Below are 25,022 nucleotides of genomic sequence, written 5' to 3' on the forward strand. Positions count from 1 at the left end.
GAAAGGTACTGGCCTTGGGAAACCCGCGTCCTTGCGGGTCGGATGCTGGTCGGCACCGCTGCTCGCCATTCCATTGGGCTTTGTGTTCAGTGGTCCTGGCGGGTATCTCGCGGCGGCACTTCGCAAACGCCAATCCGCTTGGCTGCCCAACGTTCATAAAGGCCAATGGCAACATCTGCCCCGGCCATCGCCGTAAGGCAACCGAACGCGCAAGCCGTCCAGATCGACACGCCGGCGGCATACAGCAGCATGATGGCCGAGACCCCGCAGACCATGCAGGCCCCGGATCGCAAGGCCAGACGGCGCAGCAATGACCAGCCGCGGGCGCCCTCCTTGTCGGCGCGCCACATTTCGCCGGACACCCCGCCCACCAGGGCGAGGACGATGACGAGCCAGATCGGCATGTCCAGCAACGCTTGTTGCTCGTTTGTCATGTCACGCCTCCGGGGGGTGATTGATGAGTGATGTGTGTGTCTTTCAAACGTTGTCTCTTGAGGTGCCTGACGGTAGGTAGGCATTCCAAAAAGCCCGGCGCTTGCTGGGCTTTTCAGTAATGCGGTCCTTCGCGTTGATCTTTCGGCGCTACTGGCGCGGTACGGATCGATTCAAATTGTTTTTCCGACCGCGGTCCCTGCCCGCCGGATAACTGCTTGTGGTGCTTTACGCTGCACACCCGGGTCAGTTGCCAACCCTCTGAACCGTTGAGGCCGGTTCATCGCTGCCTTTGTGGTGGAACTAAAGAGCTTCGTTTCGAGCTGCCTTGTTGAGCTGCTTGAGACAAAGAATATGCATGGATGCATATACAGTCAATGCATAAACGCATTTATTTATGCACTGAAAATGCATTGGTGCATGAAAGCCCCGCAGGCAAAGGCGCTGATGGCTTTTCGGCAGGCGAAAAAAAACCCGCTCGGTAGCGGGTTTTATCTGACAACGTTGAGGTTAACGGGCGTACATGCCCCACCAGAAGACGTGACCGAGGATGACAATCTGCTCTTCCTGGATTTCCTGGAAGGTGTAGTCCTCGTCCGGATGTTCATCGCGATTGAAGCTGCGCAGGCGTATCCCGGTAGGCAGGCGATAAAGCTGTTTCACCCGCAGCTGGCCGTTATGGTTGATGGCATAAAGGTCGCCATCCACGATATCGCCGATCCCGCACTTGCCGGCATTAACGCCTACGGTGGCGCCGTCGCGCAGTACCGGCAACATACTGTTGCCGCGCACCGTCACGCATTTGGCCTGGTCGAACTGCACGCCGTTGTGGCGCAGACTCCGCTTGCCGAAGCGCAGGCTAGAGCGCTCGCTTTCTTCGATGACGAACCTTCCTGATCCTGCAGCCAATTCAACCTCGCGAAGAAAGGGGACCGATACCTCGTCGTCATCGACGGGCGTATCGTCGTCCCACAGACTTATGTCCTTGAGTTCCGAATGCAATTGACCGCGCCCGGTGCTGGCTGCCGGCGCGACATCCGCACGGCCCCGCAACTGGTCGGTGCTGACGGCGAAGTACTCGGCGATCTTCGAGATGTGTTTATCCGAGGGATCGACGATCTTCCCGCTGAGGATCCGCGAGAGAGTGGATTGAGGCACGCCGGTGCGACGGTGAAGCTCCGTGGGGGAGATCCCGTGCCGATCGAGCAGCGCTCTTAATACGGTAGAAACATTGCGTTTTTGCATAACGCGCATAGTGCTTGTTCTTTTCGCGGAAGACAAATGCCAAGTTGCATACATTGCGCATAAGTCGTGCATAGACAGAAGAAATGCATCGCGGGGCTTTCATGCCTGCGTCGGGTGGACCGCCCATGTTAACCTTGCGCCCATCGCGGAAAAGCCGGGCCGATGCCCCTCCTTTGCCCTACACCTTTCAACGAATTTGCCTGATTATCCGATGAATAAAGCGCTCTCTGATCTGTCCTCTCACACGCCAATGATGCAGCAGTACTGGCGCCTGAAAAACCAGCACCCTGACCAGCTGATGTTCTACCGCATGGGCGACTTCTACGAGATCTTCTATGAAGACGCGAAGAAGGCCGCCAAATTGCTGGACATCACCCTGACCGCCCGTGGGCAGTCGGCCGGTCAGGCGATTCCGATGTGTGGGATTCCTTACCACGCCGCGGAAGGTTACCTGGCGAAACTGGTCAAGCTCGGCGAGTCGGTGGTGATCTGTGAGCAGGTCGGCGACCCGGCGACCAGCAAAGGGCCGGTGGACCGTCAGGTGGTGCGCATCATTACGCCGGGGACGGTCAGTGATGAAGCGTTGCTGGATGAGCGTCGGGACAACCTGATCGCGGCAGTGCTGGGTGATGAGCGTCTGTTCGGTCTGGCGGTGCTGGATATCACCAGCGGCAACTTTACCGTGTTGGAGATCAAGGGCTGGGAAAACCTTCTGGCGGAACTGGAACGGGTCAATCCGGTAGAGCTGATGATCCCGGACGACTGGCCGAAGGATCTGCCAGCGGAGAAACGTCGCGGGGTTCGTCGCCGCGCGCCGTGGGATTTCGAACGTGATTCGGCGCTGAAAAGTCTCTGCCAACAATTCTCGACCCAGGACCTGAAAGGTTTCGGGTGCGAGAACCTGACACTTGCCATCGGCGCCGCCGGTTGCTTGCTCAGCTACGCCAAGGAAACCCAGCGCACCGCCCTGCCCCATTTGCGCAGCCTGCGCCATGAACGCCTGGACGACACCGTGGTGCTGGACGGCGCGAGCCGTCGCAACCTGGAACTGGACACCAACCTGGCTGGCGGTCGCGACAACACGTTGCAATCGGTGGTCGATCGCTGCCAGACCGCCATGGGCAGCCGTCTGCTGACCCGCTGGCTGAACCGTCCGCTGCGGGATCTGACCGTGTTGCTGGCGCGCCAGACCTCGATTACCTGCCTGCTCGACGGTTACCGCTTCGAGAAACTGCAACCGCAGCTCAAGGAAATCGGCGATATCGAGCGAATCCTGGCGCGGATCGGCCTGCGCAATGCTCGTCCTCGTGACCTGGCTCGCCTGCGTGATGCGCTGGGTGCATTGCCTGAGTTGCAGGTTGCGATGACTGAGCTGGAAGCTCCGCACATTATTCAACTGGCGAAGACCACCAGCACCTATCCGGAACTGGCGGCCCTGCTGGAAAAAGCCATCATCGACAACCCGCCAGCGGTCATCCGTGACGGCGGCGTGTTGAAAACCGGCTACGACGCCGAGTTGGACGATTTGCAATCGCTCAGCGAGAACGCCGGGCAGTTCCTGATCGACCTCGAAGCACGCGAGAAGGCCCGCACCGGCCTGTCCCACCTGAAAGTCGGTTACAACCGTATTCATGGCTACTTCATCGAGTTGCCAAGCAAGCAGGCTGAGTCGGCGCCGGCAGACTATATCCGTCGCCAGACGCTGAAAGGTGCCGAGCGCTTCATTACGCCGGAATTGAAGGCGTTCGAAGACAAGGCGCTGTCAGCGAAGAGCCGCGCCCTGGCGCGCGAGAAGATGCTCTACGAAGCACTGCTCGAAGATTTGATCGCCCAGTTGCCACCGCTGCAAGACACCGCCGCGGCACTGGCCGAGCTGGACGTGCTGAGCAACCTTGCCGAACGCGCGCTGAACCTCGATTTGAACTGCCCGCGCTTCGTCAGTGAGCCGTGCATGCGCATCAGCCAGGGTCGTCACCCGGTGGTCGAGCAAGTGCTGACCACGCCGTTCGTGGCCAACGACCTGAGCCTCGACGACAACACCCGCATGCTGGTGATCACCGGTCCGAACATGGGCGGTAAATCCACCTACATGCGCCAGACCGCTCTGATTGTGCTGCTGGCACACATCGGCAGCTTCGTGCCGGCGGCCAGTTGCGAGCTGTCACTGGTGGACCGGATCTTTACCCGGATCGGTTCCAGCGATGACCTGGCCGGCGGGCGCTCGACCTTCATGGTCGAAATGAGCGAAACCGCGAACATTCTGCACAACGCCACCGAGCGCAGCCTGGTGCTGATGGACGAAGTCGGTCGCGGCACCAGCACCTTTGACGGTCTGTCCCTGGCGTGGGCTGCGGCCGAGCGCCTGGCGCATCTGCGAGCTTACACACTGTTCGCCACCCACTACTTCGAGCTGACGGTGCTACCGGAGGCGCAACCGCTGGTGGCCAACGTTCACCTTAATGCCACCGAGCACAACGAACGCATCGTGTTCCTGCACCACGTGCTGCCAGGGCCTGCCAGCCAGAGCTACGGCCTTGCAGTTGCACAGTTGGCCGGTGTGCCGAGCGAAGTGATCGTACGCGCTCGCGAACACCTCGGCCGGCTGGAAGCGACCGCCCTGCCTCACGAAGCACCCAAGACCGCCAAAGGCAAACCGGCCGCGCCGCAGCAGAGCGACATGTTCGCCAGCCTGCCGCATCCGGTGCTGGATGATCTGGCCAAACTTGATCTGGACGACATGACACCGCGTCGGGCGCTCGAAATGCTCTATACACTAAAGACACGGATCTAACGCACTTGCCTGCAAGCTGTTAGAATCTCGCGCGGTTTGGGATGCTGCTGGCTTATAGCCTGACCAGCAGACTATCGCTCCCAAACCTGGCGACCCCAACGTGAAGGGGCTCCGCTGCCGCCGCCTGAGGAGAAAATTAGAAATGACCTTCGTCGTCACCGACAACTGCATCAAGTGCAAGTACACCGACTGCGTAGAAGTCTGTCCGGTGGACTGCTTTTACGAAGGCCCGAACTTCCTGGTGATTCACCCGGATGAGTGCATCGACTGCGCACTGTGCGAACCAGAATGCCCTGCCGTGGCCATCTTCTCCGAAGATGAAGTCCCGGAAGACATGCAGCAATTCATTCAGCTGAACGTTGAGCTGGCGGAAATCTGGCCCAACATTACCGAGAAGAAAGAATCGTTGCCCGATGCCGAAGAGTGGGATGGCGTCAAAGGCAAGATCAAAGACCTCGAACGCTGATTACTTCCGCGCTCTCGAAAAGGCCCCTCGCGGGCCTTTTTGCTTTTCTGCAGGCAAAAAAAGGGGCGGTTTGACCCGCCCACATTTTTTCCCTATTCCCTGTGTTCCTTTTCATCGTCCTGATAAATCGCTTCCTGCGATGTCCTTTCCCCTCATCCTTGAAGGGCGTGTCTGTCCGTCGACACAGTTCAGATACTAGAGAGTTCCCTACCAAGAGCAATCACCCCCGTTAGCTGAAACCGGCTATCACAAGAGATTAATCTTAAAAAATAATCATGAAAATCAATAAGTTAATCGTATCTCACGTAGGAATATGTACGGCTGCTACCCATGAAATTAGCGAACACTTACGAAAGAGTAAGCAAACACTTACAGCGAGAGACTACAAACACAGAGATGACGACGGAGGGAACTCCCAGCCTGTCTCCCGAGCAATAAAAAACCCCGAACCAGTCGGGGCTTCTTAATGCCAGCCAGCAAATTACTTATTGAAACAACGACTCGCTCGACAGGCCATTCTTCTCGAGAATCTCCCGAAGACGCTTCAGGCCTTCAACCTGAATCTGTCTGACCCGCTCCCGGGTCAGGCCAATCTCCAGGCCTACATCTTCAAGCGTGCTGCTCTCGTGACCGCGCAGGCCGAAGCGGCGTATCACCACTTCGCGTTGCTTGTCGGTCAGCTCCGAGAGCCATTGATCGATGCTCTGGGACAGGTCGTCATCCTGCAACAGTTCACATGGATCGGTTGGACGGTCATCGGTAAGGGTGTCCAGCAGGGTTTTATCCGAATCCGGACCCAGCGAGACGTCGACCGAAGAAACCCGCTCGTTCAGGCCGAGCATGCGCTTGACCTCTCCCACCGGTTTTTCCAGCAGGTTGGCAATCTCTTCGGGTGAGGGTTCGTGATCGAGTTTTTGCGTCAGCTCCCGTGCAGCCCGCAGGTACACGTTGAGCTCTTTGACCACATGAATCGGCAACCGGATGGTCCGGGTCTGATTCATGATCGCGCGCTCGATGGTCTGACGAATCCACCAGGTCGCGTAGGTCGAAAAGCGGAAGCCGCGCTCGGGGTCGAACTTCTCTACTGCCCGGATAAGACCGAGGTTGCCCTCTTCGATCAGGTCCAGCAGCGACAGGCCACGATTGACGTAACGCCGGGCGATTTTCACCACCAGCCGCAGGTTACTTTCAATCATGCGTTTGCGCCCAGCCGGATCTCCACTTTGCGACAAACGCGCAAAATGAACTTCTTCTTCGGGGGACAGCAGAGGGGAAAAGCCAATCTCATTGAGGTACAGCTGCGTGGCATCGAGTGCACGCGTGTAGTCAATGTACTTGTGTTGCTTTAACGAGGCGGAGTGTTTGGATTTGGCACGAACGGAAGGTGGAGCAGCCCCTTCATCATTCGACATCGAATCCGTAGCGATGCCGGTCTCCATCAGGAGAACCTCATCGTCGATGTCAAACTCCGGCACTTCTTTACTGAGAGCCATTGTTATAGTCCTTTGGTGAGTTCGACCTCAGGCTCGAGCGGCGCCTCTATCCTTGGCAACGCTGGAGCCTGTTCCCTCTACGCGACGGAACAGGCTGGAAAGCGATCAACGACGTGGCAGGAATTGCAGCGGATCTACAGGTTTACCTTGTCGGCGAATCTCAAAATGCAACTTCACCCGGTCTGTACCCGTTGACCCCATTTCGGCAATTGTCTGTCCGACTTTGACCTGCTGCCCCTCCCGAACCAACAGCCTGCGGTTATGTCCGTAGGCACTGACGTAGGTATCGCTGTGTTTGATGATGACTAATTCGCCGTAGCCCCTTAAGCCACTCCCGGCGTATACCACCGTCCCATCAGACGCAGCTAAAACAGGCTGTCCCAAATCCCCGGCGATATCAATTCCTTTATTCAAACTGCCGTTTGAAGAGAATTTTCCAATAAGAATGCCATTAGATGGCCACCCCCAGCCGGTCGGGGCCGGACCGGCAGGAGGCATCGGAGCAGGGGTCGGCTTGCTGGCGACGGACGGTGCAACCACTGCTGTGCTCGTGGTTGCGCCATTCGCCTGGCGCCGGATAACCGTGGTTTTCAGCGACGAAGAAGGCGTTGAATCGGTGGCGCTGACAACCGGCGTCGGCGTTGAACCGGTGCGACCATCAAAGCGAATCGTCTGACCCGGATGGATCGTATAGGGCGCAGGAATGTTGTTGCGTGCCGCGAGGGCTTTGTAGTCCCAGCCGTAGCGAAAGGCGATGGAGAACAAGGTGTCTTTAGGTCGGACGACGTATTGACCCGTGGTCACTGCCGGACGCTGGGCGACAGCGTTGTCGCGATCGACGACGCGCACATCGCTTGATTTGTTGCTGGAGCAACCGACCAGCAAGGTGCTCAAGACAAGGCCAGTCACCAGGCGCTGAAAGCTCGTTTTACCCATTCGCTGCGCAATGACTGTGAGACTCACCCGCCGCTCCCTTTGTGGTGGCTGAAATGTGTGGATTGCCGTGTTCCGGCATGAAATGTCGCAAGTATAACGGCCCGTGCAGGCTTTACCTTTAATGAAGCGAAATGGCTTCGCGCACACGTTTGCTGCCTGACGATGAATCCCGTTTAACTGATCGATGCCGCTGTAAGACAGGAGCAATCGAAGAGAATTCAGCGCCCTGAAACAAATGCTCAGGCAAGTGGCCCATTGAGTAACGGGACGAAGCGAACAGCCCCCAGAACACGCCGGGAAAAGCCCTGCTCTTCCCGGATGATCAGCATCAATTGTTGAACCTCACCCGACCCGACCGGGATCACCAGCCGCCCTCCCGGCGCCAATTGATCAAGCAGCGCCTGAGGTACATCGGTCGCCACCGCAGTCACGATAATGCCGTTGTACGGCGCCAGCGCCGGCCAGCCTTCCCAACCATCGCCCCAGCGGAACACCACGTTGCGCAGGTTCAGTTCCACCAGGCGTTCCTTGGCCCGGTCCTGCAGAACCTTGATGCGCTCGACGGAAAATACCCGCTCGACCAGTTGCGACAGCACCGCCGTCTGATAGCCCGAGCCGGTGCCGATTTCCATCACCTTGTCGAGAGGACCTGCCTCCAGCAGCAACTCGCTCATGCGAGCCACCATATAAGGCTGCGAGATGGTCTGGTTGTTCCCGATCGGCAGCGCAGTATCTTCGTAAGCGCGATGGGCCAGCGCCTCGTCGACGAACAGGTGACGCGGTGTACGGCGAATGACTTCCAGCACCTTGGCGTTGGAAATTCCCTCTTCATACAGGCGCTGAATAAGGCGCTCACGGGTCCGTTGTGAGGTCATCCCGATGCCGCGACGCAGAATATCGTCTTGTTCACGAGCCATTAGTTCAGCCCCTCCAGCCAGCCATCGAGACTTCTGAAGGCATCATTAAAGGTGCGATCCAGTTGCAGTGGGGTGATTGAAACGTAGCCTTGCATCACCGCATGAAAATCGGTGCCCGGGCCGCCGTCTTCGGCATCCCCCGCCGCCGCAATCCAGTAACCGGATTTACCGCGCGGATCGACCACTTTCATCGGCGCTGCAGCACGTGCGCGATGTCCGAGGCGGGTCAGCTGAATACCTCGGATGTGGTCCAGCGGCAAATTGGGAATGTTCACGTTCAGTACCGTACGCGGTGGCAGTTCAAGGTCCGCGTGAGCCTCTACCAGTTTGCGCGCAAAGTACGCGGCTGTGGGAAGGTTCTCCACTTGCCGTGAGGCCAACGAAAAGGCAAACGAAGGACGCGCCAGGAAACGTCCCTCAAGGGCCGCCGCCACGGTGCCGGAATACAACACGTCATCACCCAGGTTGGCGCCCAGGTTGATGCCCGAAACCACCATGTCCGGCTCGCGCTCCAGCAAGCCATTGAGGCCCAGGTGCACGCAATCGGTCGGTGTGCCATTGAGGCTGATAAAGCCGTTGGCCAGGGTTTGCGGGTGTAACGGACGGTCGAGCGTCAGCGAGCTGCTGGCGCCGCTTTTGTCTTGGTCCGGGGCGATAACCACGCATTCGGTGTAATCCGCCAGCGCAGCATAAAGCGCGGCGAGACCGGGTGCGGTTACCCCATCGTCGTTAGAAATCAGAATACGCATGGGCTATCCGTCTGCCCCACCGGCACCAGATCAACGAGCTCGCGCACCAATACGGTGGCGAAGCATCCGGCCGGGAGGACGAATTCCAGTTGCAGAATGTCAGGCTCGGGATAATGCCACGTCAACCCACCAATGGGCAGCCGCAGGATGCGACGTTCGTGGCTCATACCGGCGTTAATCAACCAATCACGCAAGTCCGCTTCGCGAGTGGCGATTGCCTGCTCCAGTTCATGGACAGCGCCAGTGGCCGGCGAGTCACCTTCGCCCCACTGCGGACCGGTCGGGTGCAGATCGAGAATTGCCAGACGCGGGTCGCTGCACTCGGCAACACCTGCCGGAAAAAAGCTGCGACTGTCGGTGAAGGCCAGCAGATCGCCAACCTGGGCACGCTGCCAGCTGCCATCGGCGACACGCGCCGCCAACACCTGATTAAACAGAAAACTGCGCGCCGTAGAGAGCAGACGCGAACGCACGTTGCGCTGCTCCGGCAAGGCTTTGCGAGCAGCCCACGCACGGGCATCGACCACGTTACCGCCGTCAAACCCAAAACGCTGGGCGCCAAAATAATTGGGAATACCTTGCTTGGCGATCAGTTGCAGTCGCTCGTCGATCGCCGCCTTGTCGCCAGCGAATTGCGTCAGTCGCAATGTGAAGCCATTGGCCGAGTGAGCACCGCGCTGCAGCTTGCGTTTGTGCCGGCCGGTCTTGAGGATCTTCAGCGTATCGTTTTCCGCCGCCGACAAATCAGGATCAGCCTTGCCCGGCAGCTGCACGCTGAACCACTGGCGAGTCAGTGCCTGACGATCCTTGAGGCCCGCGTAGCTGACGGTGCGCAACGGCACCCCCGCCGCCTTGGCGATCCGCCGTGCCGCTTCTTCGGTATTCAGACCGCGTTTTTCCACCCAGATCCACAAGTGTTCGCCGTCGCCACTGAGGGGGATGTTGAGGACTTCATCGACCTGAAAATCTTCCGCAGTGGCTTTCAGTACCGCGGTGCCGAGGGCTTCGCCATAGGCCCGCGGGCCGAGCAATTGCAGTTCGTTCATGCGCGCAGCAACAAGGCAACGGAGTGCACGGCAATGCCTTCTTCGCGACCGACAAAGCCGAGCTTTTCAGTGGTGGTAGCTTTCACGTTCACTTGATCCAACTCAACTTGAAGATCCGCGGCAATCAGCGCGCGCATCGATTCGATATGCGGGGCCATTTTCGGCGCCTGAGCGACGATGGTGTTATCGACGTTGCCGACTTTCCAGCCCTTGGCATGGATCAGTGCGACGACGTGACGCAACAGCACTCGGCTGTCGGCGCCCTTGAATGTCGGGTCGGTGTCCGGAAAATGTTTGCCGATATCACCCAGCGCAGCGGCGCCGAGCAAGGCATCGCTCAAGGCGTGCAGCAGGACGTCACCGTCGGAGTGAGCGAGCAGCCCGAAGCCGTGTGCAATGCGCACGCCGCCCAGAGTAATGAAATCGCCTTCAGCGAAACGGTGCACATCATAGCCGTGGCCAATACGCATAAAAAAACGCCCCGATTTTTGTCAGGGCGTGATTCTACCTGCATTAGGCGCCTAGGGCGCGTGCGTGATGCTGCAAGTGGTCATCAATGAAGCTTGCGATGAAGAAATAGCTGTGGTCGTAGCCGGGCTGCAAGCGCAACGTCAGCGGATGACCTGCCAGTTTGGCGGCTTGTTGCAGGGCTTCAGGCTTGAGCTGGGTGGCCAGGAAATCGTCGCGATCACCTTGGTCGACCAACAGCGGCAACTTCTCGTTCGCCTCGGCAATCAGGACACAGGCATCCCACTCGCGCCATTTTGATCGGTCTTCCCCCAGGTAGCGGGAAAAGGCTTTCTGCCCCCAAGGACAGTCCATCGGATTGTTGATCGGCGAGAACGCCGACACCGACTGATAGCGTCCCGGATTACGCAACGCGCAGACCAGCGCGCCGTGGCCGCCCATGGAATGACCGCTGATGCCGCGCTTGTCCGAGGCCGGGAAATGGGCTTCGACCAATGCGGGCAATTCCTGCACAACGTAGTCATGCATCCGATAGTGCCGCGACCAGGGTTCCTGCGTGGCGTTCAGATAAAACCCGGCACCAAGACCAAAGTCCCAGGCGCCATCCGGATCACCCGGCACATCGGGACCGCGAGGACTGGTGTCCGGTGCAACGATGATCAGCCCCAGCTCGGCGGCCATGCGCATGGCGCCGGCCTTTTGCATGAAGTTTTCGTCGGTGCAGGTCAGGCCGGATAACCAATACAGCGCCGGCAGTTTGCCGCCCTGCTCCGCTTGCGGCGGCAGGTACACGGCAAACACCATGTCGCAGCCGAGCACATCGGAGCGGTGCCGATAGCGTTTGTGCCAGCCGCCGAAGCTTTTCTGGCAGGAGATATTTTCCAGGCTCATGACCGACCTCAGAAATGGATGACGGAACGGATGCTCTTGCCTTCATGCATCAGGTCGAACGCCTTGTTGATATCTTCCAGGCCCATGGTGTGGGTGATGAAAGTATCCAGCGGGATTTCGCCGGTTTCAGCCATTTCGACATAGCTTGGCAACTCGGTACGGCCACGCACGCCGCCGAACGCCGAACCGCGCCAGACGCGACCGGTCACCAGCTGGAATGGACGCGTGGCGATTTCCTGGCCGGCACCGGCGACGCCGATGATCACCGACTCGCCCCAACCCTTGTGGCAGCATTCAAGAGCAGCACGCATCAATTGGACGTTGCCGATGCATTCGAAGGAAAAGTCGACGCCGCCGTCGGTCATGTCAACGATGACTTCCTGGATCGGACGATCGAAATCTTTCGGGTTCACACAATCGGTTGCACCCAACTGCTTGGCGATCTCGAATTTGGCCGGGTTGATGTCGATGGCGATGATCCGCGCAGCCTTGGCTTTGACGGCGCCGATCACTGCCGACAGACCGATGCCGCCGAGGCCGAAAATGGCGACGGTATCACCTGGTTTTACCTTGGCGGTATTAAGAACTGCCCCGATGCCGGTGGTGACACCGCAGCCCAGCAGGCAGACTTTTTCCAGTGGCGCTTCTTTTGGGATTTTGGCGACGGAGATTTCCGGCAGCACGGTGTACTCGGAGAACGTCGAGGTCCCCATGTAGTGGAAAATTGGTTGGCCCTTGTAGGAAAAGCGCGAAGTACCGTCAGGCATCAGGCCTTTGCCCTGAGTCGCGCGAATTGCCTGACACAGGTTGGTTTTGCCCGACAGACAGAATTTGCACTGGCGGCATTCCGGGGTGTACAGCGGGATCACATGATCGCCGACAGCGACGGAGGTCACGCCCTCACCAATCGCCTCAACCACCGCGCCACCTTCGTGACCGAGGATCGACGGGAAGATGCCTTCCGGGTCCGCGCCCGACAGCGTGTAGGCATCGGTATGGCAGACACCGGAGGCAACCACTCGCAGCAGGACTTCACCGGCCTTGGGCATGGCGACATCGACTTCAACGATCTCGAGGGGTTTCTTGGCCTCGAAGGCAACGGCAGCGCGCGACTTGATCATGGGGATTCTCCAGTGAATAAAAACGAGACAGGGAGTGTAATACACCGCCTGACGATGAATAATCCGGGCAAAAGCAAAACATTATTGCCATACAGGGATAATCCTCGATGTCCGAAAACCGCTGGGAAGGTATCGACGAGTTCGTCGCCGTGGCCGAGTGCAGCCAGTTCACGGCTGCCGCGGAACGCCTCGGGGTTTCGTCCTCCCACATCAGTCGACAAATAGTACGCCTCGAAGAGCGCCTGCAAACCCGCCTGCTTTACCGCAGCACCCGCCGGGTCACTCTGACCGAAGCCGGGCAAACATTTTTGCAACATTGCCAGCGATTGCAGGACGGCCGCGAAGAAGCCTTGCGCGCGGTGGGTGACCTGACCAGTGAACCGAAAGGCATGCTGCGCATGACCTGCGCCGTGGCGTACGGCGAACGATTCATCGTGCCGCTGGTGACGCGCTTCATGGGGCTCTATCCGCAACTGCGCATCGACATCGAACTGAGCAACCGCCAACTCGACCTGGTCCACGAAGGCCTGGACCTGGCGATCCGTCTCGGTCGCCTGCAGGACTCGCGGCTGGTAGCGACACGTCTGGCGCCACGACGCATGTACCTGTGCGCATCGCCGTCCTATCTGGAGCGCTACGGCCGCCCGCATAGCTTGTCGGAACTGAGCCGCCACAACTGCCTCATTGGCAGCTCGGACATGTGGCAACTGGAACAGAACGGGCGGGAATTTTCCCAGCGGGTACAGGGAAACTGGCGCTGCAACAGTGGGCAAGCAGTGCTGGATGCGGCGTTACAGGGAGTGGGTTTATGTCAGCTGCCGGACTACTACGTGCTGGAGCATCTGAAAAACGGCGAATTGATTTCGCTGCTGGAAGCCCACCAACCGCCGAACACTGCCGTGTGGGCGCTTTATCCACAGCAACGGCATCTGTCACCCAAGGTGCGCAAGTTGGTGGATTATTTGAAGCAGGGGTTGGCGTTAAGGCCGGAGTATGCAGCTTAGCGGCGGTTAGACCAGCGCTGGCGCAACCATTCGAGGTCTTCGGGGCGCGTGACTTTGAGGTTGTCGGACCGGCCTTCGATCAGGCGCGGCGCCATGCCGGACCACTCCATGGCTGATGCTTCGTCAGTAATTACTGCATCGGCCACCAGACTGTCGGCCAACGCCCGATGCAATGCACCAAGGCGAAACATCTGCGGCGTATAGGCTTGCCAGATCACACTGCGATCCACGGTTTCAATCACGCGACCGTGCTTGTCGACCCGCTTGAGGGTATCGCGTGCCGGAACCGCCAGCAGTCCGCCAACCGGATCATCAGCGAGTTCACCCAGCAACTTGTCCAGATCATCACGGCTCAGATTTGGCCGCGCGGCATCGTGAACTAGCACCCAATCCTCATCGTCAGCGCCTTGCGCATGCAAATGCAGCAACGCATTGAGTACCGACCCGGAACGCTCGGAGCCGCCTTCAACCCGCTGGATTCGCGGATCGCTAGCACACGCCAGGTTCGGCCAATAAGGATCATCAACAGCAAGACTGACCACCAACCCTTTCAGCGAAGGATGATCAAGGAAACAGCCGAGGCTGTGTTCGAGAATAGTGCGCCCACCCAGTTGCAAGTATTGCTTGGGACGGTCCGCGGCCATACGGGCACCGACGCCCGCGGCAGGAATTACAGCCCAGAAGGCCGGTAACGAGGGGTTCATTGAGCCAACTGGTAAAGGGTTTCACCGTCCTTGACCATGCCCAACTCATGACGAGCCCGCTCTTCAACGGTCTCCATGCCCTTTTTCAATTCACTGACTTCAGCGTCCATCACCCGATTGCGCTCAAGCAGCCCCTCGTTCTCAGCGTGTTGATCTGCGATCTGCTGAGTCAGTTCGGCCACTTGCGCCAGACTGCCATTACCCACCCACAGGCGGTATTGCAGGCCAGCCAGCAGCAGGAGCAAAACGAGGAACAACCAATTGGGACTGCGCATCGAATATCAGGTATCCAGTGAAAAAAGACAGCCATGCCAAAACTTTGAAGCTTCTGATAGCACGAAGCCTGGAAGACCCAGGCTTGTGCTGATAAGGCATCAGATTAGTGGCAAATCCATCGCTGAGCGATTTTTCCGACACAATCCGGTGTCTTTTTACCAGTTAACGATTAACCGCGGAATTCGCTGCGACCGTTGTACTTGGCTTTGCCATTCAACTGCTCTTCGATACGCAGCAGTTGGTTGTACTTGGAAACACGGTCCGAACGGCACAGGGAGCCGGTCTTGATCTGGCCTGCCGCGGTGCCCACAGCCAGGTCGGCAATGGTCGAATCTTCGGTTTCGCCGGAGCGGTGCGAGATAACAGCAGTGTAACCAGCGGCCTTGGCCATCTGGATGGCTTCCAGGGTTTCGGTCAGGGTGCCGATCTGGTTGAACTTGATCAGGATCGAGTTGGCGATCTTTTTATCGATGCCTTCTTTGAGGATCTTGGTGTTGGTTACGAACAGGTCGTCGCCAACCAGTTGGACTTTCTCGCCGATCTTGTCGGTGAGGATTTTCCAGCCAGCCCAGTCGGACTCGTCCAGACCGTCTTCGATCGAGATGATCGGATAACGCTCGGTCAGGCCTTTCAGGTAGTCAGCGAAACCTTCAGCGGTGAACACCTGACCTTCGCCGGACAGGTTGTATTTACCGTCTTCGTAGAATTCGCTGGCAGCGCAGTCCAGCGCCAGGGTCACGTCGGTGCCCAGCTTGTAACCGGCGTTGGCCACGGCTTCGGAGATCACTTTCAAAGCGTCTTCGTTGGAGGCCAGGTTCGGTGCGAAACCACCTTCGTCGCCAACAGCAGTGCTCAGGCCACGGGCCTTCAGAACGGCTTTGAGGTGATGGAAAATCTCGGTGCCCATGCGCAGACCTTCCGAGAAAGACTTGGCGCCTACTGGCTGAACCATGAATTCCTGGATGTCGACGTTGTTATCGGCGTGTTCGCCACCGTTGATGATGTTCATCATCGGAACCGGCATCGAGTAAACACCCGGGGTGCCGTTCAGGTTGGCGATGTGAGCGTACAGCGGCAGGTCCTGGTCCTGTGCTGCGGCCTTGGCGGCTGCCAGGGAAACGGCGAGGATCGCGTTGGCGCCCAGGGAACCTTTGTTTTCAGTACCGTCGAGCTTGATCATCGCGTGATCCAGCGCTTTCTGGTCGCTTGGGTCTGCACCTTTCAACAGGTCGCGGATCGGACCGTTGATGTTGGCGACGGCTTTGAGTACGCCCTTGCCCAGGTAACGGCTCTTGTCGCCATCACGCAGCTCGAGCGCTTCACGCGAGCCAGTGGAAGCACCGGACGGCGCGCAAGCACTGCCGATGATGCCGTTATCGAGAAGCACGTCCGCTTCCACGGTGGGGTTGCCACGGGAGTCGAGAACTTCACGACCTTTGATGTCGACGATTTTTGCCATTGTTGTAAACACTCCAAAGTTGACGAAAACGACGCAGCTGAAGGAAATCTTGTATCGCCGGCAAGTGATGTGCAGCGGGCAGACTTGCGGACGATAAGGCCCAGACCCTAAGGCCTGAGCATTAATTCGTGCGGTACTTTACCGGAGAAATGAGGATTACGCGGTTTCTACCGTCGGAAAACTCTTCACCAGTTCGTCCAAAGCTTTGAGCTGGGCCAGGAATGGCTCCAGTTTGTCCAGACGCAAGGCGCAAGGGCCGTCGCATTTGGCGTTGTCCGGGTCCGGGTGGGCCTCAAGGAACAGGCCGGCCAACGACTGGCTCATACCGGCTTTCGCCAGATCGAGGACCTGGGCGCGGCGACCGCCGGCGGAATCGGAACGACCTCCGGGCATTTGCAGCGCGTGGGTCACGTCGAAGAACACCGGGTATTCGAACTGCTTCATGATGCCGAAGCCGAGCATGTCGACGACCAGGTTGTTGTAGCCGAAGCTCGATCCGCGTTCGCAGAGGATCAACTGATCGTTACCCGCTTCCACGCATTTGCTCAGGATGTGTTTCATTTCCTGAGGTGCGAGGAACTGGGCCTTCTTGATGTTGATCACCGTACCGGTCTTGGCCATCGCGACCACAAGGTCGGTCTGGCGCGACAGGAAGGCCGGCAGCTGGATGATATTGCAGACCTCAGCAACGACCGCGGCCTGATCAGGCTCGTGGACGTCAGTGATGATCGGCACGCCAAACGCTTGCTTGATGTCCTGGAAAATCCGCATGCCCTCTTCCAGGCCAGGGCCACGGTAAGAGGTCACGGAGGAACGGTTGGCCTTGTCGAAGCTGGCCTTGAACACGTAAGGGATACCGAGTTTCTCGGTGACCTTTACGTACTCTTCGCAGACCTGCATCGCCATGTCGCGGCTTTCCAGCACGTTCATGCCACCGAAAAGCACCATTGGCTTGTCGTTGGCAATCTCGATATCGCCTACGCGGATGATCTTCTGGGCCATTGGATTTACGCCTTCTTCTGGTGTTGAACCAAAGCTGCTTTAACGAAACCGCTGAACAACGGGTGACCGTCGCGTGGTGTCGAGGTGAACTCAGGGTGGAACTGGCAAGCGACGAACCACGGATGATCCGGGGCTTCAATCACTTCCACCAGGGCGCCATCACCGGAACGACCGGTGATTTTCAGACCGGCTTCCATGATTTTCGGTAGCAGGTTGTTGTTCACTTCGTAGCGGTGACGGTGACGCTCGACAATCACGTCCTTGGCGTAGCAATCGTGCACCAGGGAACCTGGCTCCAGCAGGCAATCCTGAGCGCCAAGGCGCATGGTGCCGCCCAGATCGGACGCTTCGGTACGGGTTTCGACTGCGCCGGTAGCATCTTCCCACTCGGTGATCAGACCCACGACCGGATGACCGCTGGCACGATCGAACTCGGTGGAGTTGGCGTCTTTCCAGCCCAGCACGTTACGAGCGAACTCGATCACGGCCACTTGCATGCCCAGGCAGATGCCCAGGTACGGAACCTTGTTTTCGCGAGCGTATTGAACGGCGGTGATCTTGCCTTCCACGCCACGCAGACCGAAGCCGCCAGGTACCAGAATCGCGTCGACACCTTCCAGCAGCGCAGTGCCCTGGTTTTCGATGTCTTCGGAGTCGATGTAGCGCAGGTTGACCTTGGTGCGGTTGCTGATGCCGGCGTGACTCATCGCTTCGATCAGCGACTTGTAGGCGTCCAGCAATTCCATGTACTTGCCGACCATCGCGATGGTGACTTCATGCTCAGGGTTGAGCTTGGCGTCGACCACGGCTTCCCACTCGGACAGATCGGCACCGCCACATTGCAGGCCGAAACGCTCGACGACGAAATCATCCAGGCCCTGGGAGTGCAGAATGCCCGGGATCTTGTAGATGGTGTCGGCGTCTTCCAGCGCGATCACCGCACGTTCTTCAACGTTGGTGAACTGAGCGATCTTGCGACGCGAGGAGATGTCGATCGGGTGATCGGAACGGCAGACCAGCACGTCAGGCTGCAGGCCGATGGAACGCAGTTCCTTGACCGAGTGCTGAGTAGGCTTGGTTTTGGTTTCGCCGGCAGTGGCGATGTACGGCACCAGCGTCAGGTGCATCAGCATCGCGCGCTTGGCACCGACTTCGAAACGCAATTGGCGGATCGCTTCGAGGAACGGCTGGGATTCGATGTCACCCACGGTGCCACCGATCTCGACCATGGCCACGTCGGCATCGCCAGCGCCCTTGATGATCCGGCGCTTGATTTCGTCGGTGATGTGCGGGATCACCTGAATGGTGGCGCCCAGGTAATCACCACGGCGCTCTTTGCGCAGGACGTGCTCGTAGACACGGCCGGTGGTGAAGTTGTTGTTCTGGGTCATGGTCGTGCGGATGAACCGCTCGTAGTGGCCCAGGTCCAGGTCGGTCTCGGCGCCGTCGTGGGTGACGAACACTTCACCGTGCTGGAACGGGCTCATGGTGCCCGGGTCAACGTTGATGTACGGGTCCAGCTTCAGCATGGTGACCTTAAGTCCCCGCGCCTCCAGGATGGCCGCCAATGAAGCCGATGCGATGCCTTTCCCCAATGAAGAAACAACACCGCCCGTGACGAATATGTAGCGCGTCATGAAAAACCCTAGAAGTCTGCGTTAAAGCGGTCCGAGCCGCCGGGGAAAGCGAAGGAAGGCCGAAGCCCCCGATCACCTGCATTAATCACAGTGCACCTTTCAAAAAAACCGCCGCGTTGGGACAGACCGGAAGATGAAACACCGGTACGTTGCTCGCTACACATTTTTTGGAATCGCCCAGCAAAGACTGCTTGGTAATCGGCAACTCCTGCAATTCAGGCGAATCCACAGAAGTTGTATCAAGAAGGGAGCGTAGTCTACCGGAAAGCCCCTTTCAGCTCAAACCTTGATCTTCGGTCGGCGGCTGCCAATGCAAATTCCAACGGTCCTTTGCACTGCCGTCCAAGCCCCGCAGGTTGGCCACCGCCAGCAATTGCTCGTCTCGGTAGAGCAGCGGCAATCTGCCACGGGCGAAACCCGGCACGCCGCTTTCGTTGAGCAATCGCTTCAGATCGCGATGGCCGCGACCGGGCAGATTCATCACCTCACCTCCCTCACGATAGCGGATATGCAGCAGGCCATCGGGGATTTGGCCGGTGAGCGTGAGCACGCCGTTGTCCGGCAACACCAGCAATAGCGAGGGGTCGGGCCAGTTTCCGACGGCGGGCGACGTGCGCAACCAACTGCCGGACAACCACCAGATACGCCCACCCGCCCGATGCAGTTCGCCATCCGCCAGCCGCCAGATCGGGCAGGCATCGCCGGTGGCATCACGTAAATTCTCCCAACCCGACCAATGGTCACTGTCCGGCAGTCGCGTCAGCGGTTCGAGCCAATGACTTAACGCATTGCGCTGACGAGCCGAGGACAGCATTTCCAATGCCCCCAGTTCCAGGGAGGGCAATCCCAGCCAATCAAAATCATTGGCAGTGCTGGCGCCGGCCAGGTCGATTTGCGCAAGTTCATCGAGCAATCCCTGCGCTTCACTCAGATGTGCAGCGCTGCGGGCCATGGTCGTTACCGCTTGTGACCAGCGTTTGGTCAATACCGGGAATACCTGATGGCGCAGGAAATTTCGCGAGAATTGCCGATCCTGGTTCGAAGGGTCTTCGATCCAGCTCAGCCGATGCTCCGCCGCATAGGCTTCAAGTTCAGCCCGCGTGACATCAAGCAATGGCCGCAGCAGCTGCCCTTTACCGAGCGGGCGCTGGCGTGGCATCCCCGACAATCCCCTCACCCCTGCCCCACGCAACAGCCGGAATAACAACGTTTCCGCCTGATCGTCACGGTGCTGGGCGGTCATCAACACTTCATTGGCCTGAGTCGCCTCGATGAACGCGGCATATCGCGCATCCCGGGCTGCACGCTCAAGACTGGCGCCGGGTTGAACCTGTACGCGAACAACCTGCAGCGGCACACCCAGCGCATCACAGACCGACTGACAATGGTCCGGCCACGCATCAGCCACAGCCTGAAGGCCGTGATGAACATGGATGGCGTTTAGCGCCGGCAGGGATTCGGTTTTTGCGAGGTGTACGAGAAGGTGCAGCAGAACGGTGGAGTCGAGACCACCGGAGAAGGCGACGTGCCAGGTCGGGGCGTTGCGCCACGGAGCAAGATTTAGCAGGAACTTGGCAGGCAGATCAATCATGGGCTGACTCATATCGATCACTTCGCACAAAACAAATGTGGGAGCGGGCTTGCTCGCGAAGAGGCCATCACATTCAACATCATCGTTGACTGACACACCGTCTTCGCGAGCAAGCCCGCTCCCACATTAAAGCCGAGGTCAGATCAGAGACCGTAGCTCATCAGGCGCTCGTAACGGCGAGCCAACAGCGCTTCGTTATCGAACTTCTTCAACATCGCCAGCTGCGAGCTCAGCTCGGCACGGATCGATGCAGCCGCAGCGGCCGGATTACGGTGCGCGCCGCCCAGAGGCTCGCCGATTACTTTATCCACAATACCCAGGCCTTTGAGGCGTTCGGCAGTGATGCCCATGGCTTCAGCAGCGTCCGGCGCTTTCTCGGCGGTCTTCCACAGAATCGAGGCGCAACCTTCCGGCGAAATCACCGCGTAAGTCGAGTACTGCAGCATGTTCAGTTGATCGCAAACGCCGATCGCCAGAGCACCACCGGAACCACCCTCACCGATCACGGTGGCGATGATTGGGGTTTTCAGGCGTGCCATGACGCGCAGGTTCCAGGCAATCGCTTCGCTCTGGTTGCGCTCTTCAGCGTCGATACCAGGGTAAGCACCCGGGGTGTCGATGAAGGTCAGGATCGGCATTTTGAAACGTTCGGCCATTTCCATCAGGCGGCAAGCCTTGCGGTAGCCTTCCGGACGCGGCATGCCGAAGTTGCGGCGAACTTTCTCGCGCACTTCACGGCCTTTCTGGTGACCGATGATCATCACCGGCTGGTCGTCCAGACGGGCGATGCCGCCGACGATCGCAGCGTCGTCGGAGAAGTGACGGTCGCCGTGCAGTTCATCGAACTCGGTGAAGATGTGTTCGATGTAGTCCAGGGTGTACGGACGTTTCGGGTGACGCGCCAGACGCGCGATCTGCCAGCTGGTCAGCTTGCCGAAGATGTCTTCGGTCAGCGTGCTGCTTTTGTCCTGCAGGCGGGAGATCTCATCGCCGATATTCAGCGAATTGTCATTACCGACCAAGCGCAACTCTTCGATCTTGGCTTGCAGGTCGGCGATCGGCTGTTCGAAATCTAGAAAATTCGGGTTCATAGGCGTCCGTCTTGGGTCGACCTCCAAGAGAGCTTGGGCCGGCCGGTTGTCTATTCGCGCCCTACCTTAAGGGAGAGGCGCGTTCAGGTCGAGATTAAAAATCGGGTCGAGATCAGAGCTGCTCTCTTTTGGAAGAGCGGCACCTGACCGTCAACGGTATTGGAGGAAGACGTTGTCTCGCCCGAACTGGTCACGCAGGGCTTGAATCAAGGCATCCGCCGGGTCGATCCGCCAGGTCTCGCCGAACTGCAGCAAGGCCTTCGCATCGGGACTGGTGTATTCCATGGTGATCGGGCACGCGCCACGGTGACGCTTGAACAACTCACCGAGCCAGCGTAGCTGATCGCCTTTCAAATCCTGGGTCTGCAACTTCAAGCGCAGGCTTTCGGCCAGGTTGGTGCGCGCATCTTCCATGCTCATCACCCGCTTGACCCGCAGCCGCAAGCCACCGGAGAAATCGTCGTTGCTGACTTCGCCTTCGACCACCACCATCGCGTCGGTCTGCAACAACGACTGCGCCGAATGGAATGCTTCGGCGAACAGCGACGCTTCGATCCGTCCAGAGCGGTCGTCGAGGGTGATGAAACCCATCTTGTCGCCCTTTTTGTTCTTCATGACTCGCAGGGCGATGATCATGCCGGCGACGGTCTGGGTATCACGGGCCGGTTTCAGGTCAATGATGCGTTGACGGGCGAAACGGCGGATCTCACCTTCGTATTCGTCGATCGGGTGACCGGTCAGGTACAGACCCAAGGTGTCTTTCTCGCCTTTCAGGCGCTCCTTGAGCGTCAGTTCCTTGGCTTTGCGGTGATTGGCGTAGACATCGGCGTCTTCTTCGACGAACAAGCCGCCAAACAGATCGACGTGACCGCTGTCTTTGGTACGCGCGGTTTGTTCGGCCGCCTTGATCGCCCCTTCCATGGCGTTCAGCAAGACCGCGCGGTTGCGGTCGATGTTGGCCTGATAGGCTTTCTGCTCGTCATGGAAGTAAGGCCCCAGACGATCCAGCGCACCGCTGCGGATCAAACCGTCCAGGGTGCGCTTGTTGATACGTTTGAGATCGACACGGGCGCAGAAATCGAACAGATCCTTGAACGGACCTTCCTGACGCGCCTCGGTGATGGCTTCCACCGGACCTTCGCCCACACCTTTGATCGCGCCGAGGCCGTAAATAATCCGGCCTTCCTCATTCACCGTGAACTTGAACTCCGAAGTATTCACATCCGGCGCGTCGAGACGCAGCTTCATGGTGCGAATTTCTTCGATCAAGGTCACGACCTTGTCGGTGTTGTGCATATCCGCCGACAGTACCGCGGCCATGAATGGCGCAGGGTAGTGCGTTTTCAGCCAAGCGGTCTGGTATGACACCAGGCCATAAGCAGCGGAGTGGGATTTGTTGAAGCCGTAACCGGCAAATTTCTCTACCAGGTCGAAAATGTTACCGGCCAGGTCGGCGTCGATATTGTTGGCGGTGCAACCTTCAATGAAGCCGCCGCGCTGCTTGGCCATTTCCTCGGGCTTTTTCTTACCCATGGCTCGACGCAGCATGTCCGCGCCGCCAAGGGTGTAACCGGCCATGACCTGGGCAATCTGCATCACCTGTTCCTGATACAGGATGATGCCGTAAGTCGGTGCCAGAACCGGTTTGAGGCCTTCGTACTGGTAGTCCGAGTGCGGGTACGCGAGTTCGGCGCGGCCGTGCTTACGGTTGATGAAGTCGTCCACCATGCCCGATTGCAACGGGCCCGGACGGAACAGGGCCACCAGTGCGATCAAGTCTTCCAGGCAGTCGGGCTTGAGCTTTTTGATCAGCTCTTTCATGCCGCGCGACTCAAGCTGGAACACCGCGGTGGTTTCGGCTTTTTGCAGCAACTGATAAGTCGGCTTGTCATCCAGCGGGATGAACGCGATGTCCAGCGGCGGCTCATCGACCTTGGCGCGATCGCGGTTGATGGTTTTCAGCGCCCAGTCGATGACCGTCAGGGTCCGCAGACCTAGGAAGTCGAACTTCACCAGACCCGCCGCCTCAACGTCATCCTTGTCGAACTGGGTGACCAGACCATCACCGGCCTCATCGCAATAAATCGGCGAGAAGTCAGTCAACTTGGTCGGGGCAATAACAACACCACCGGCGTGCTTACCGACGTTACGTACAACGCCTTCAAGCTTGCGGGCCATTTCCCAGATTTCCGCGGCTTCTTCATCAACCTTGATGAAGTCACGCAGGATTTCTTCCTGTTCGTAAGCCTTTTCCAGGGTCATGCCGACTTCGAACGGGATCATCTTCGACAGACGATCCGCCAAACCGTAGGACTTGCCCTGCACCCGCGCTACGTCACGGACCACAGCCTTGGCCGCCATGGAACCGAACGTGATGATCTGGCTTACCGCGTTGCGGCCGTATTTCTCGGCCACGTAGTCGATTACACGGTCGCGACCGTCCATGCAGAAGTCGACGTCGAAGTCGGGCATGGATACCCGTTCCGGGTTAAGGAAACGTTCGAACAGCAGGTCATATTCCAGCGGGTCAAGGTCGGTGATCTTCTGCACGTAGGCCACCAGCGACCCGGCACCCGATCCACGGCCTGGACCTACCGGCACGCCGTTACTCTTGGCCCACTGGATAAAGTCCATAACGATCAGGAAGTAACCGGGGAAACCCATCTGGATGATGATATCCAGCTCGAAATTCAGCCGGTCGACGTAGACCTGACGCTTGGTTTCGTAGTCTTCGGTGGTGTCCTTGGGCAGCAGAACGCTGAGGCGATCTTCCAGACCATCGAAGGAAACCTTGCGGAAATACTCGTCGATGGTCATGCCATCGGGGATCGGGAAGTTGGGCAGGAAGTGAGTGCCCAGCTTCACTTCAATGTTGCAGCGCTTGGCAATCTCGACGGTGTTTTCCAGCGCTTCGGGAATGTCGCTGAACAACTCGGCCATTTCCTCGGCGCTTTTGAGGTATTGCTGATCGCTGTAATTTTTCGAACGCCGCGGATCATCGAGGGCGCGGCCCTCACCGATGCAAACGCGGGTTTCGTGAGCGGCGAAGTCTTCCTGCTTGATGAAGCGCACGTCGTTGGTCGCGACCAGCGGCGCACCGATTTTTTCAGCGAGGGCTACGGCACCGTGCAACTGTTCTTCGTCGTTGGGGCGGTTGGTGCGCTGGATCTCCAGATAGAAACGATCCGGGAACACGGCCATCCATTCACGTGCCAGGTTTTCCGCTTCGGCCGGGTTGCCACTGAGCATCGCCAGACCGATCTCGCCTTCTTTCGCCGCCGACAGCATGATCAAGCCTTCGCTGGCTTCGGCCACCCACTCGCGTTCGATAATGACCGAGCCATTGCGCTGGCCGTCGATGAAGCCGCGAGAGATCAGTTCGGTGAGGTTGCGATAACCCACAGCGTTCATCGCCAGCAGGCTGATCCGGCTCAGAGCGTTATCTGGATCCTTGTTCGACAGCCAGAGGTCGGCGCCGCAGATCGGCTTGATCCCGGCACCCATGGCGGCTTTATAGAATTTGACCAGGGAACACATGTTGTTCTGGTCCGTGACCGCTACGGCAGGCATGTTCATGCCGACCAGGGTCTTGACCAGCGGTTTGATCCGCACCAGACCGTCGACCAGGGAATACTCAGTGTGCAGGCGTAGATGAACGAATGAAGCCGGCATAGTGATCCTGTCTAGAAACTAGAAACGTGAA

21 protein-coding genes are annotated in these 25,022 nt (G+C 58.6%); 3 read left to right on the forward strand and 18 right to left on the reverse strand.

Annotated features, from left to right (window positions below):
* Positions 1-86: 86 nt before the first annotated feature.
* Both FQ187_RS13765 and FQ187_RS13770 read right to left on the reverse strand, forming a co-directional pair.
* Entirely contained in the window at positions 87-434 is a 348-nt protein-coding gene (locus FQ187_RS13765; protein WP_056739181.1) for a phage holin family protein, read from the reverse strand.
* A gap of 508 nt (positions 435-942) precedes the next feature.
* The gene (locus FQ187_RS13770; RefSeq protein WP_149629913.1) at positions 943-1,686 is read right to left on the reverse strand and encodes an XRE family transcriptional regulator; all 744 of its coding nucleotides are present in this window, start codon (positions 1,684-1,686) and stop codon (positions 943-945) included.
* Between the two features lie 202 nt (positions 1,687-1,888).
* Between FQ187_RS13770 and mutS the strand changes: the two genes are divergently transcribed.
* Both mutS and fdxA read left to right on the forward strand, forming a co-directional pair.
* Positions 1,889-4,468, forward strand: coding sequence for a DNA mismatch repair protein MutS (gene mutS, locus FQ187_RS13775; RefSeq protein ID WP_149629914.1), 2,580 nt, complete (start codon positions 1,889-1,891; stop codon positions 4,466-4,468).
* Positions 4,469-4,610: 142 nt separating this feature from the next.
* A complete protein-coding gene (gene fdxA, locus FQ187_RS13780; protein ID WP_008154011.1) occupies positions 4,611-4,934 on the forward strand; it encodes a ferredoxin FdxA in 324 nt (107 codons plus the stop codon).
* A gap of 485 nt (positions 4,935-5,419) precedes the next feature.
* Here the strand turns inward: fdxA and rpoS are convergent, their stop codons facing one another.
* The 8 genes from rpoS to FQ187_RS13820 form a co-directional block, all read right to left on the reverse strand.
* Positions 5,420-6,427 (reverse strand): RNA polymerase sigma factor RpoS, encoded by a 1,008-nt coding sequence (gene rpoS, locus FQ187_RS13785; protein ID WP_054047143.1) that lies wholly within the window; start codon positions 6,425-6,427, stop codon positions 5,420-5,422.
* Positions 6,428-6,532: 105 nt separating this feature from the next.
* Positions 6,533-7,390 (reverse strand): peptidoglycan DD-metalloendopeptidase family protein, encoded by an 858-nt coding sequence (locus FQ187_RS13790; protein ID WP_149629915.1) that lies wholly within the window; start codon positions 7,388-7,390, stop codon positions 6,533-6,535.
* Between the two features lie 212 nt (positions 7,391-7,602).
* Complete coding sequence (locus FQ187_RS13795) at positions 7,603-8,238, reverse strand: protein-L-isoaspartate(D-aspartate) O-methyltransferase (RefSeq protein ID WP_173860469.1); 636 nt, start codon at positions 8,236-8,238, stop codon at positions 7,603-7,605.
* Positions 8,239-8,279: 41 nt separating this feature from the next.
* Positions 8,280-9,029 (reverse strand): 5'/3'-nucleotidase SurE, encoded by a 750-nt coding sequence (surE, locus tag FQ187_RS13800; protein WP_046046285.1) that lies wholly within the window; start codon positions 9,027-9,029, stop codon positions 8,280-8,282.
* On the reverse strand, positions 9,017-10,075 hold the full coding sequence (truD, locus tag FQ187_RS13805; protein WP_046046286.1) for a tRNA pseudouridine(13) synthase TruD: 1,059 nt from the start codon (positions 10,073-10,075) through the stop codon (positions 9,017-9,019). The genes surE and truD overlap by 13 nt, the downstream gene beginning before the upstream one ends.
* The gene (ispF, locus tag FQ187_RS13810) at positions 10,072-10,545 is read right to left on the reverse strand and encodes a 2-C-methyl-D-erythritol 2,4-cyclodiphosphate synthase (RefSeq protein ID WP_010462780.1); all 474 of its coding nucleotides are present in this window, start codon (positions 10,543-10,545) and stop codon (positions 10,072-10,074) included. Before ispF ends, truD begins: the two co-directional genes overlap by 4 nt.
* A gap of 43 nt (positions 10,546-10,588) precedes the next feature.
* Positions 10,589-11,434, reverse strand: a complete 846-nt coding sequence (gene fghA / locus FQ187_RS13815) for an S-formylglutathione hydrolase (RefSeq protein WP_149629916.1) — start codon at positions 11,432-11,434, stop codon at positions 10,589-10,591.
* An 8-nt stretch (positions 11,435-11,442) separates the two neighbouring features.
* Positions 11,443-12,555: an S-(hydroxymethyl)glutathione dehydrogenase/class III alcohol dehydrogenase gene (locus tag FQ187_RS13820; RefSeq protein WP_129441645.1), complete on the reverse strand. Its 1,113-nt coding sequence runs from the start codon at positions 12,553-12,555 to the stop codon at positions 11,443-11,445.
* A gap of 107 nt (positions 12,556-12,662) precedes the next feature.
* Between FQ187_RS13820 and FQ187_RS13825 the strand changes: the two genes are divergently transcribed.
* Positions 12,663-13,559 (forward strand): LysR substrate-binding domain-containing protein, encoded by an 897-nt coding sequence (locus tag FQ187_RS13825; protein ID WP_149629917.1) that lies wholly within the window; start codon positions 12,663-12,665, stop codon positions 13,557-13,559.
* Here FQ187_RS13825 and ispD read toward each other — a convergent pair.
* The 8 genes from ispD to dnaE all read right to left on the reverse strand — a co-directional run bounded on the left by ispD (position 13,556) and on the right by dnaE (position 24,991).
* Positions 13,556-14,263 carry a 2-C-methyl-D-erythritol 4-phosphate cytidylyltransferase gene (gene ispD / locus FQ187_RS13830; protein WP_149629918.1) on the reverse strand — a complete coding sequence of 236 codons (708 nt, stop codon included), beginning with the start codon at positions 14,261-14,263 and terminating at the stop codon, positions 13,556-13,558. The two genes, FQ187_RS13825 and ispD, sit on opposite strands and share 4 nt — an antisense overlap.
* Complete coding sequence (gene ftsB / locus FQ187_RS13835; protein ID WP_008028992.1) at positions 14,260-14,538, reverse strand: cell division protein FtsB; 279 nt, start codon at positions 14,536-14,538, stop codon at positions 14,260-14,262. The genes ispD and ftsB overlap by 4 nt, the downstream gene beginning before the upstream one ends.
* Before the next feature lie 170 nt (positions 14,539-14,708).
* Complete coding sequence (gene eno, locus FQ187_RS13840) at positions 14,709-15,998, reverse strand: phosphopyruvate hydratase (RefSeq protein ID WP_149629919.1); 1,290 nt, start codon at positions 15,996-15,998, stop codon at positions 14,709-14,711.
* 156 nt (positions 15,999-16,154) lie between these two features.
* Entirely contained in the window at positions 16,155-17,000 is an 846-nt protein-coding gene (gene kdsA / locus FQ187_RS13845) for a 3-deoxy-8-phosphooctulonate synthase (RefSeq protein ID WP_149629920.1), read from the reverse strand.
* 5 nt (positions 17,001-17,005) lie between these two features.
* Positions 17,006-18,637: a CTP synthase gene (locus FQ187_RS13850; RefSeq protein ID WP_149629921.1), complete on the reverse strand. Its 1,632-nt coding sequence runs from the start codon at positions 18,635-18,637 to the stop codon at positions 17,006-17,008.
* Between the two features lie 274 nt (positions 18,638-18,911).
* The gene (gene tilS, locus FQ187_RS13855) at positions 18,912-20,240 is read right to left on the reverse strand and encodes a tRNA lysidine(34) synthetase TilS (protein WP_149629922.1); all 1,329 of its coding nucleotides are present in this window, start codon (positions 20,238-20,240) and stop codon (positions 18,912-18,914) included.
* 131 nt (positions 20,241-20,371) lie between these two features.
* Positions 20,372-21,319, reverse strand: coding sequence for an acetyl-CoA carboxylase carboxyltransferase subunit alpha (locus FQ187_RS13860; RefSeq protein ID WP_046046293.1), 948 nt, complete (start codon positions 21,317-21,319; stop codon positions 20,372-20,374).
* Positions 21,320-21,469: 150 nt separating this feature from the next.
* The gene (gene dnaE / locus FQ187_RS13865; RefSeq protein WP_149629923.1) at positions 21,470-24,991 is read right to left on the reverse strand and encodes a DNA polymerase III subunit alpha; all 3,522 of its coding nucleotides are present in this window, start codon (positions 24,989-24,991) and stop codon (positions 21,470-21,472) included.
* Between the last annotated feature and the right edge of the window lie 31 nt (positions 24,992-25,022).

The organism is Pseudomonas sp. ANT_J28, assembly GCF_008370005.1.
In the GTDB taxonomy this organism is placed as follows: domain Bacteria; phylum Pseudomonadota; class Gammaproteobacteria; order Pseudomonadales; family Pseudomonadaceae; genus Aquipseudomonas; species Aquipseudomonas frigoris.

Excerpts from the sequence above, each read along its gene's own strand:
- FQ187_RS13795 (WP_173860469.1), bottom strand. The coding sequence starts at position 8,238 with ATGACCTCACAACGGACCCGTGAGCGCCTTATTCAGCGCCTGTATGAA.
- eno (WP_149629919.1), bottom strand. The coding sequence starts at position 15,998 with ATGGCAAAAATCGTCGACATCAAAGGTCGTGAAGTTCTCGACTCCCGT.
- ispD (WP_149629918.1), bottom strand. The coding sequence starts at position 14,263 with ATGAACCCCTCGTTACCGGCCTTCTGGGCTGTAATTCCTGCCGCGGGC.
- FQ187_RS13820 (WP_129441645.1), bottom strand. The coding sequence starts at position 12,555 with ATGATCAAGTCGCGCGCTGCCGTTGCCTTCGAGGCCAAGAAACCCCTC.
- ftsB (WP_008028992.1), bottom strand. The coding sequence starts at position 14,538 with ATGCGCAGTCCCAATTGGTTGTTCCTCGTTTTGCTCCTGCTGCTGGCT.
- FQ187_RS13770 (WP_149629913.1), bottom strand. The coding sequence starts at position 1,686 with ATGCGCGTTATGCAAAAACGCAATGTTTCTACCGTATTAAGAGCGCTG.
- truD (WP_046046286.1), bottom strand. The coding sequence starts at position 10,075 with ATGAACGAACTGCAATTGCTCGGCCCGCGGGCCTATGGCGAAGCCCTC.
- kdsA (WP_149629920.1), bottom strand. The coding sequence starts at position 17,000 with ATGGCCCAGAAGATCATCCGCGTAGGCGATATCGAGATTGCCAACGAC.
- FQ187_RS13850 (WP_149629921.1), bottom strand. The coding sequence starts at position 18,637 with ATGACGCGCTACATATTCGTCACGGGCGGTGTTGTTTCTTCATTGGGG.
- FQ187_RS13765 (WP_056739181.1), bottom strand. The coding sequence starts at position 434 with ATGACAAACGAGCAACAAGCGTTGCTGGACATGCCGATCTGGCTCGTC.
- rpoS (WP_054047143.1), bottom strand. The coding sequence starts at position 6,427 with ATGGCTCTCAGTAAAGAAGTGCCGGAGTTTGACATCGACGATGAGGTT.
- tilS (WP_149629922.1), bottom strand. The coding sequence starts at position 20,240 with ATGAGTCAGCCCATGATTGATCTGCCTGCCAAGTTCCTGCTAAATCTT.
- fghA (WP_149629916.1), bottom strand. The coding sequence starts at position 11,434 with ATGAGCCTGGAAAATATCTCCTGCCAGAAAAGCTTCGGCGGCTGGCAC.
- FQ187_RS13860 (WP_046046293.1), bottom strand. The coding sequence starts at position 21,319 with ATGAACCCGAATTTTCTAGATTTCGAACAGCCGATCGCCGACCTGCAA.
- fdxA (WP_008154011.1), top strand. The coding sequence starts at position 4,611 with ATGACCTTCGTCGTCACCGACAACTGCATCAAGTGCAAGTACACCGAC.
- surE (WP_046046285.1), bottom strand. The coding sequence starts at position 9,029 with ATGCGTATTCTGATTTCTAACGACGATGGGGTAACCGCACCCGGTCTC.
- ispF (WP_010462780.1), bottom strand. The coding sequence starts at position 10,545 with ATGCGTATTGGCCACGGCTATGATGTGCACCGTTTCGCTGAAGGCGAT.
- FQ187_RS13825 (WP_149629917.1), top strand. The coding sequence starts at position 12,663 with ATGTCCGAAAACCGCTGGGAAGGTATCGACGAGTTCGTCGCCGTGGCC.
- mutS (WP_149629914.1), top strand. The coding sequence starts at position 1,889 with ATGAATAAAGCGCTCTCTGATCTGTCCTCTCACACGCCAATGATGCAG.
- dnaE (WP_149629923.1), bottom strand. The coding sequence starts at position 24,991 with ATGCCGGCTTCATTCGTTCATCTACGCCTGCACACTGAGTATTCCCTG.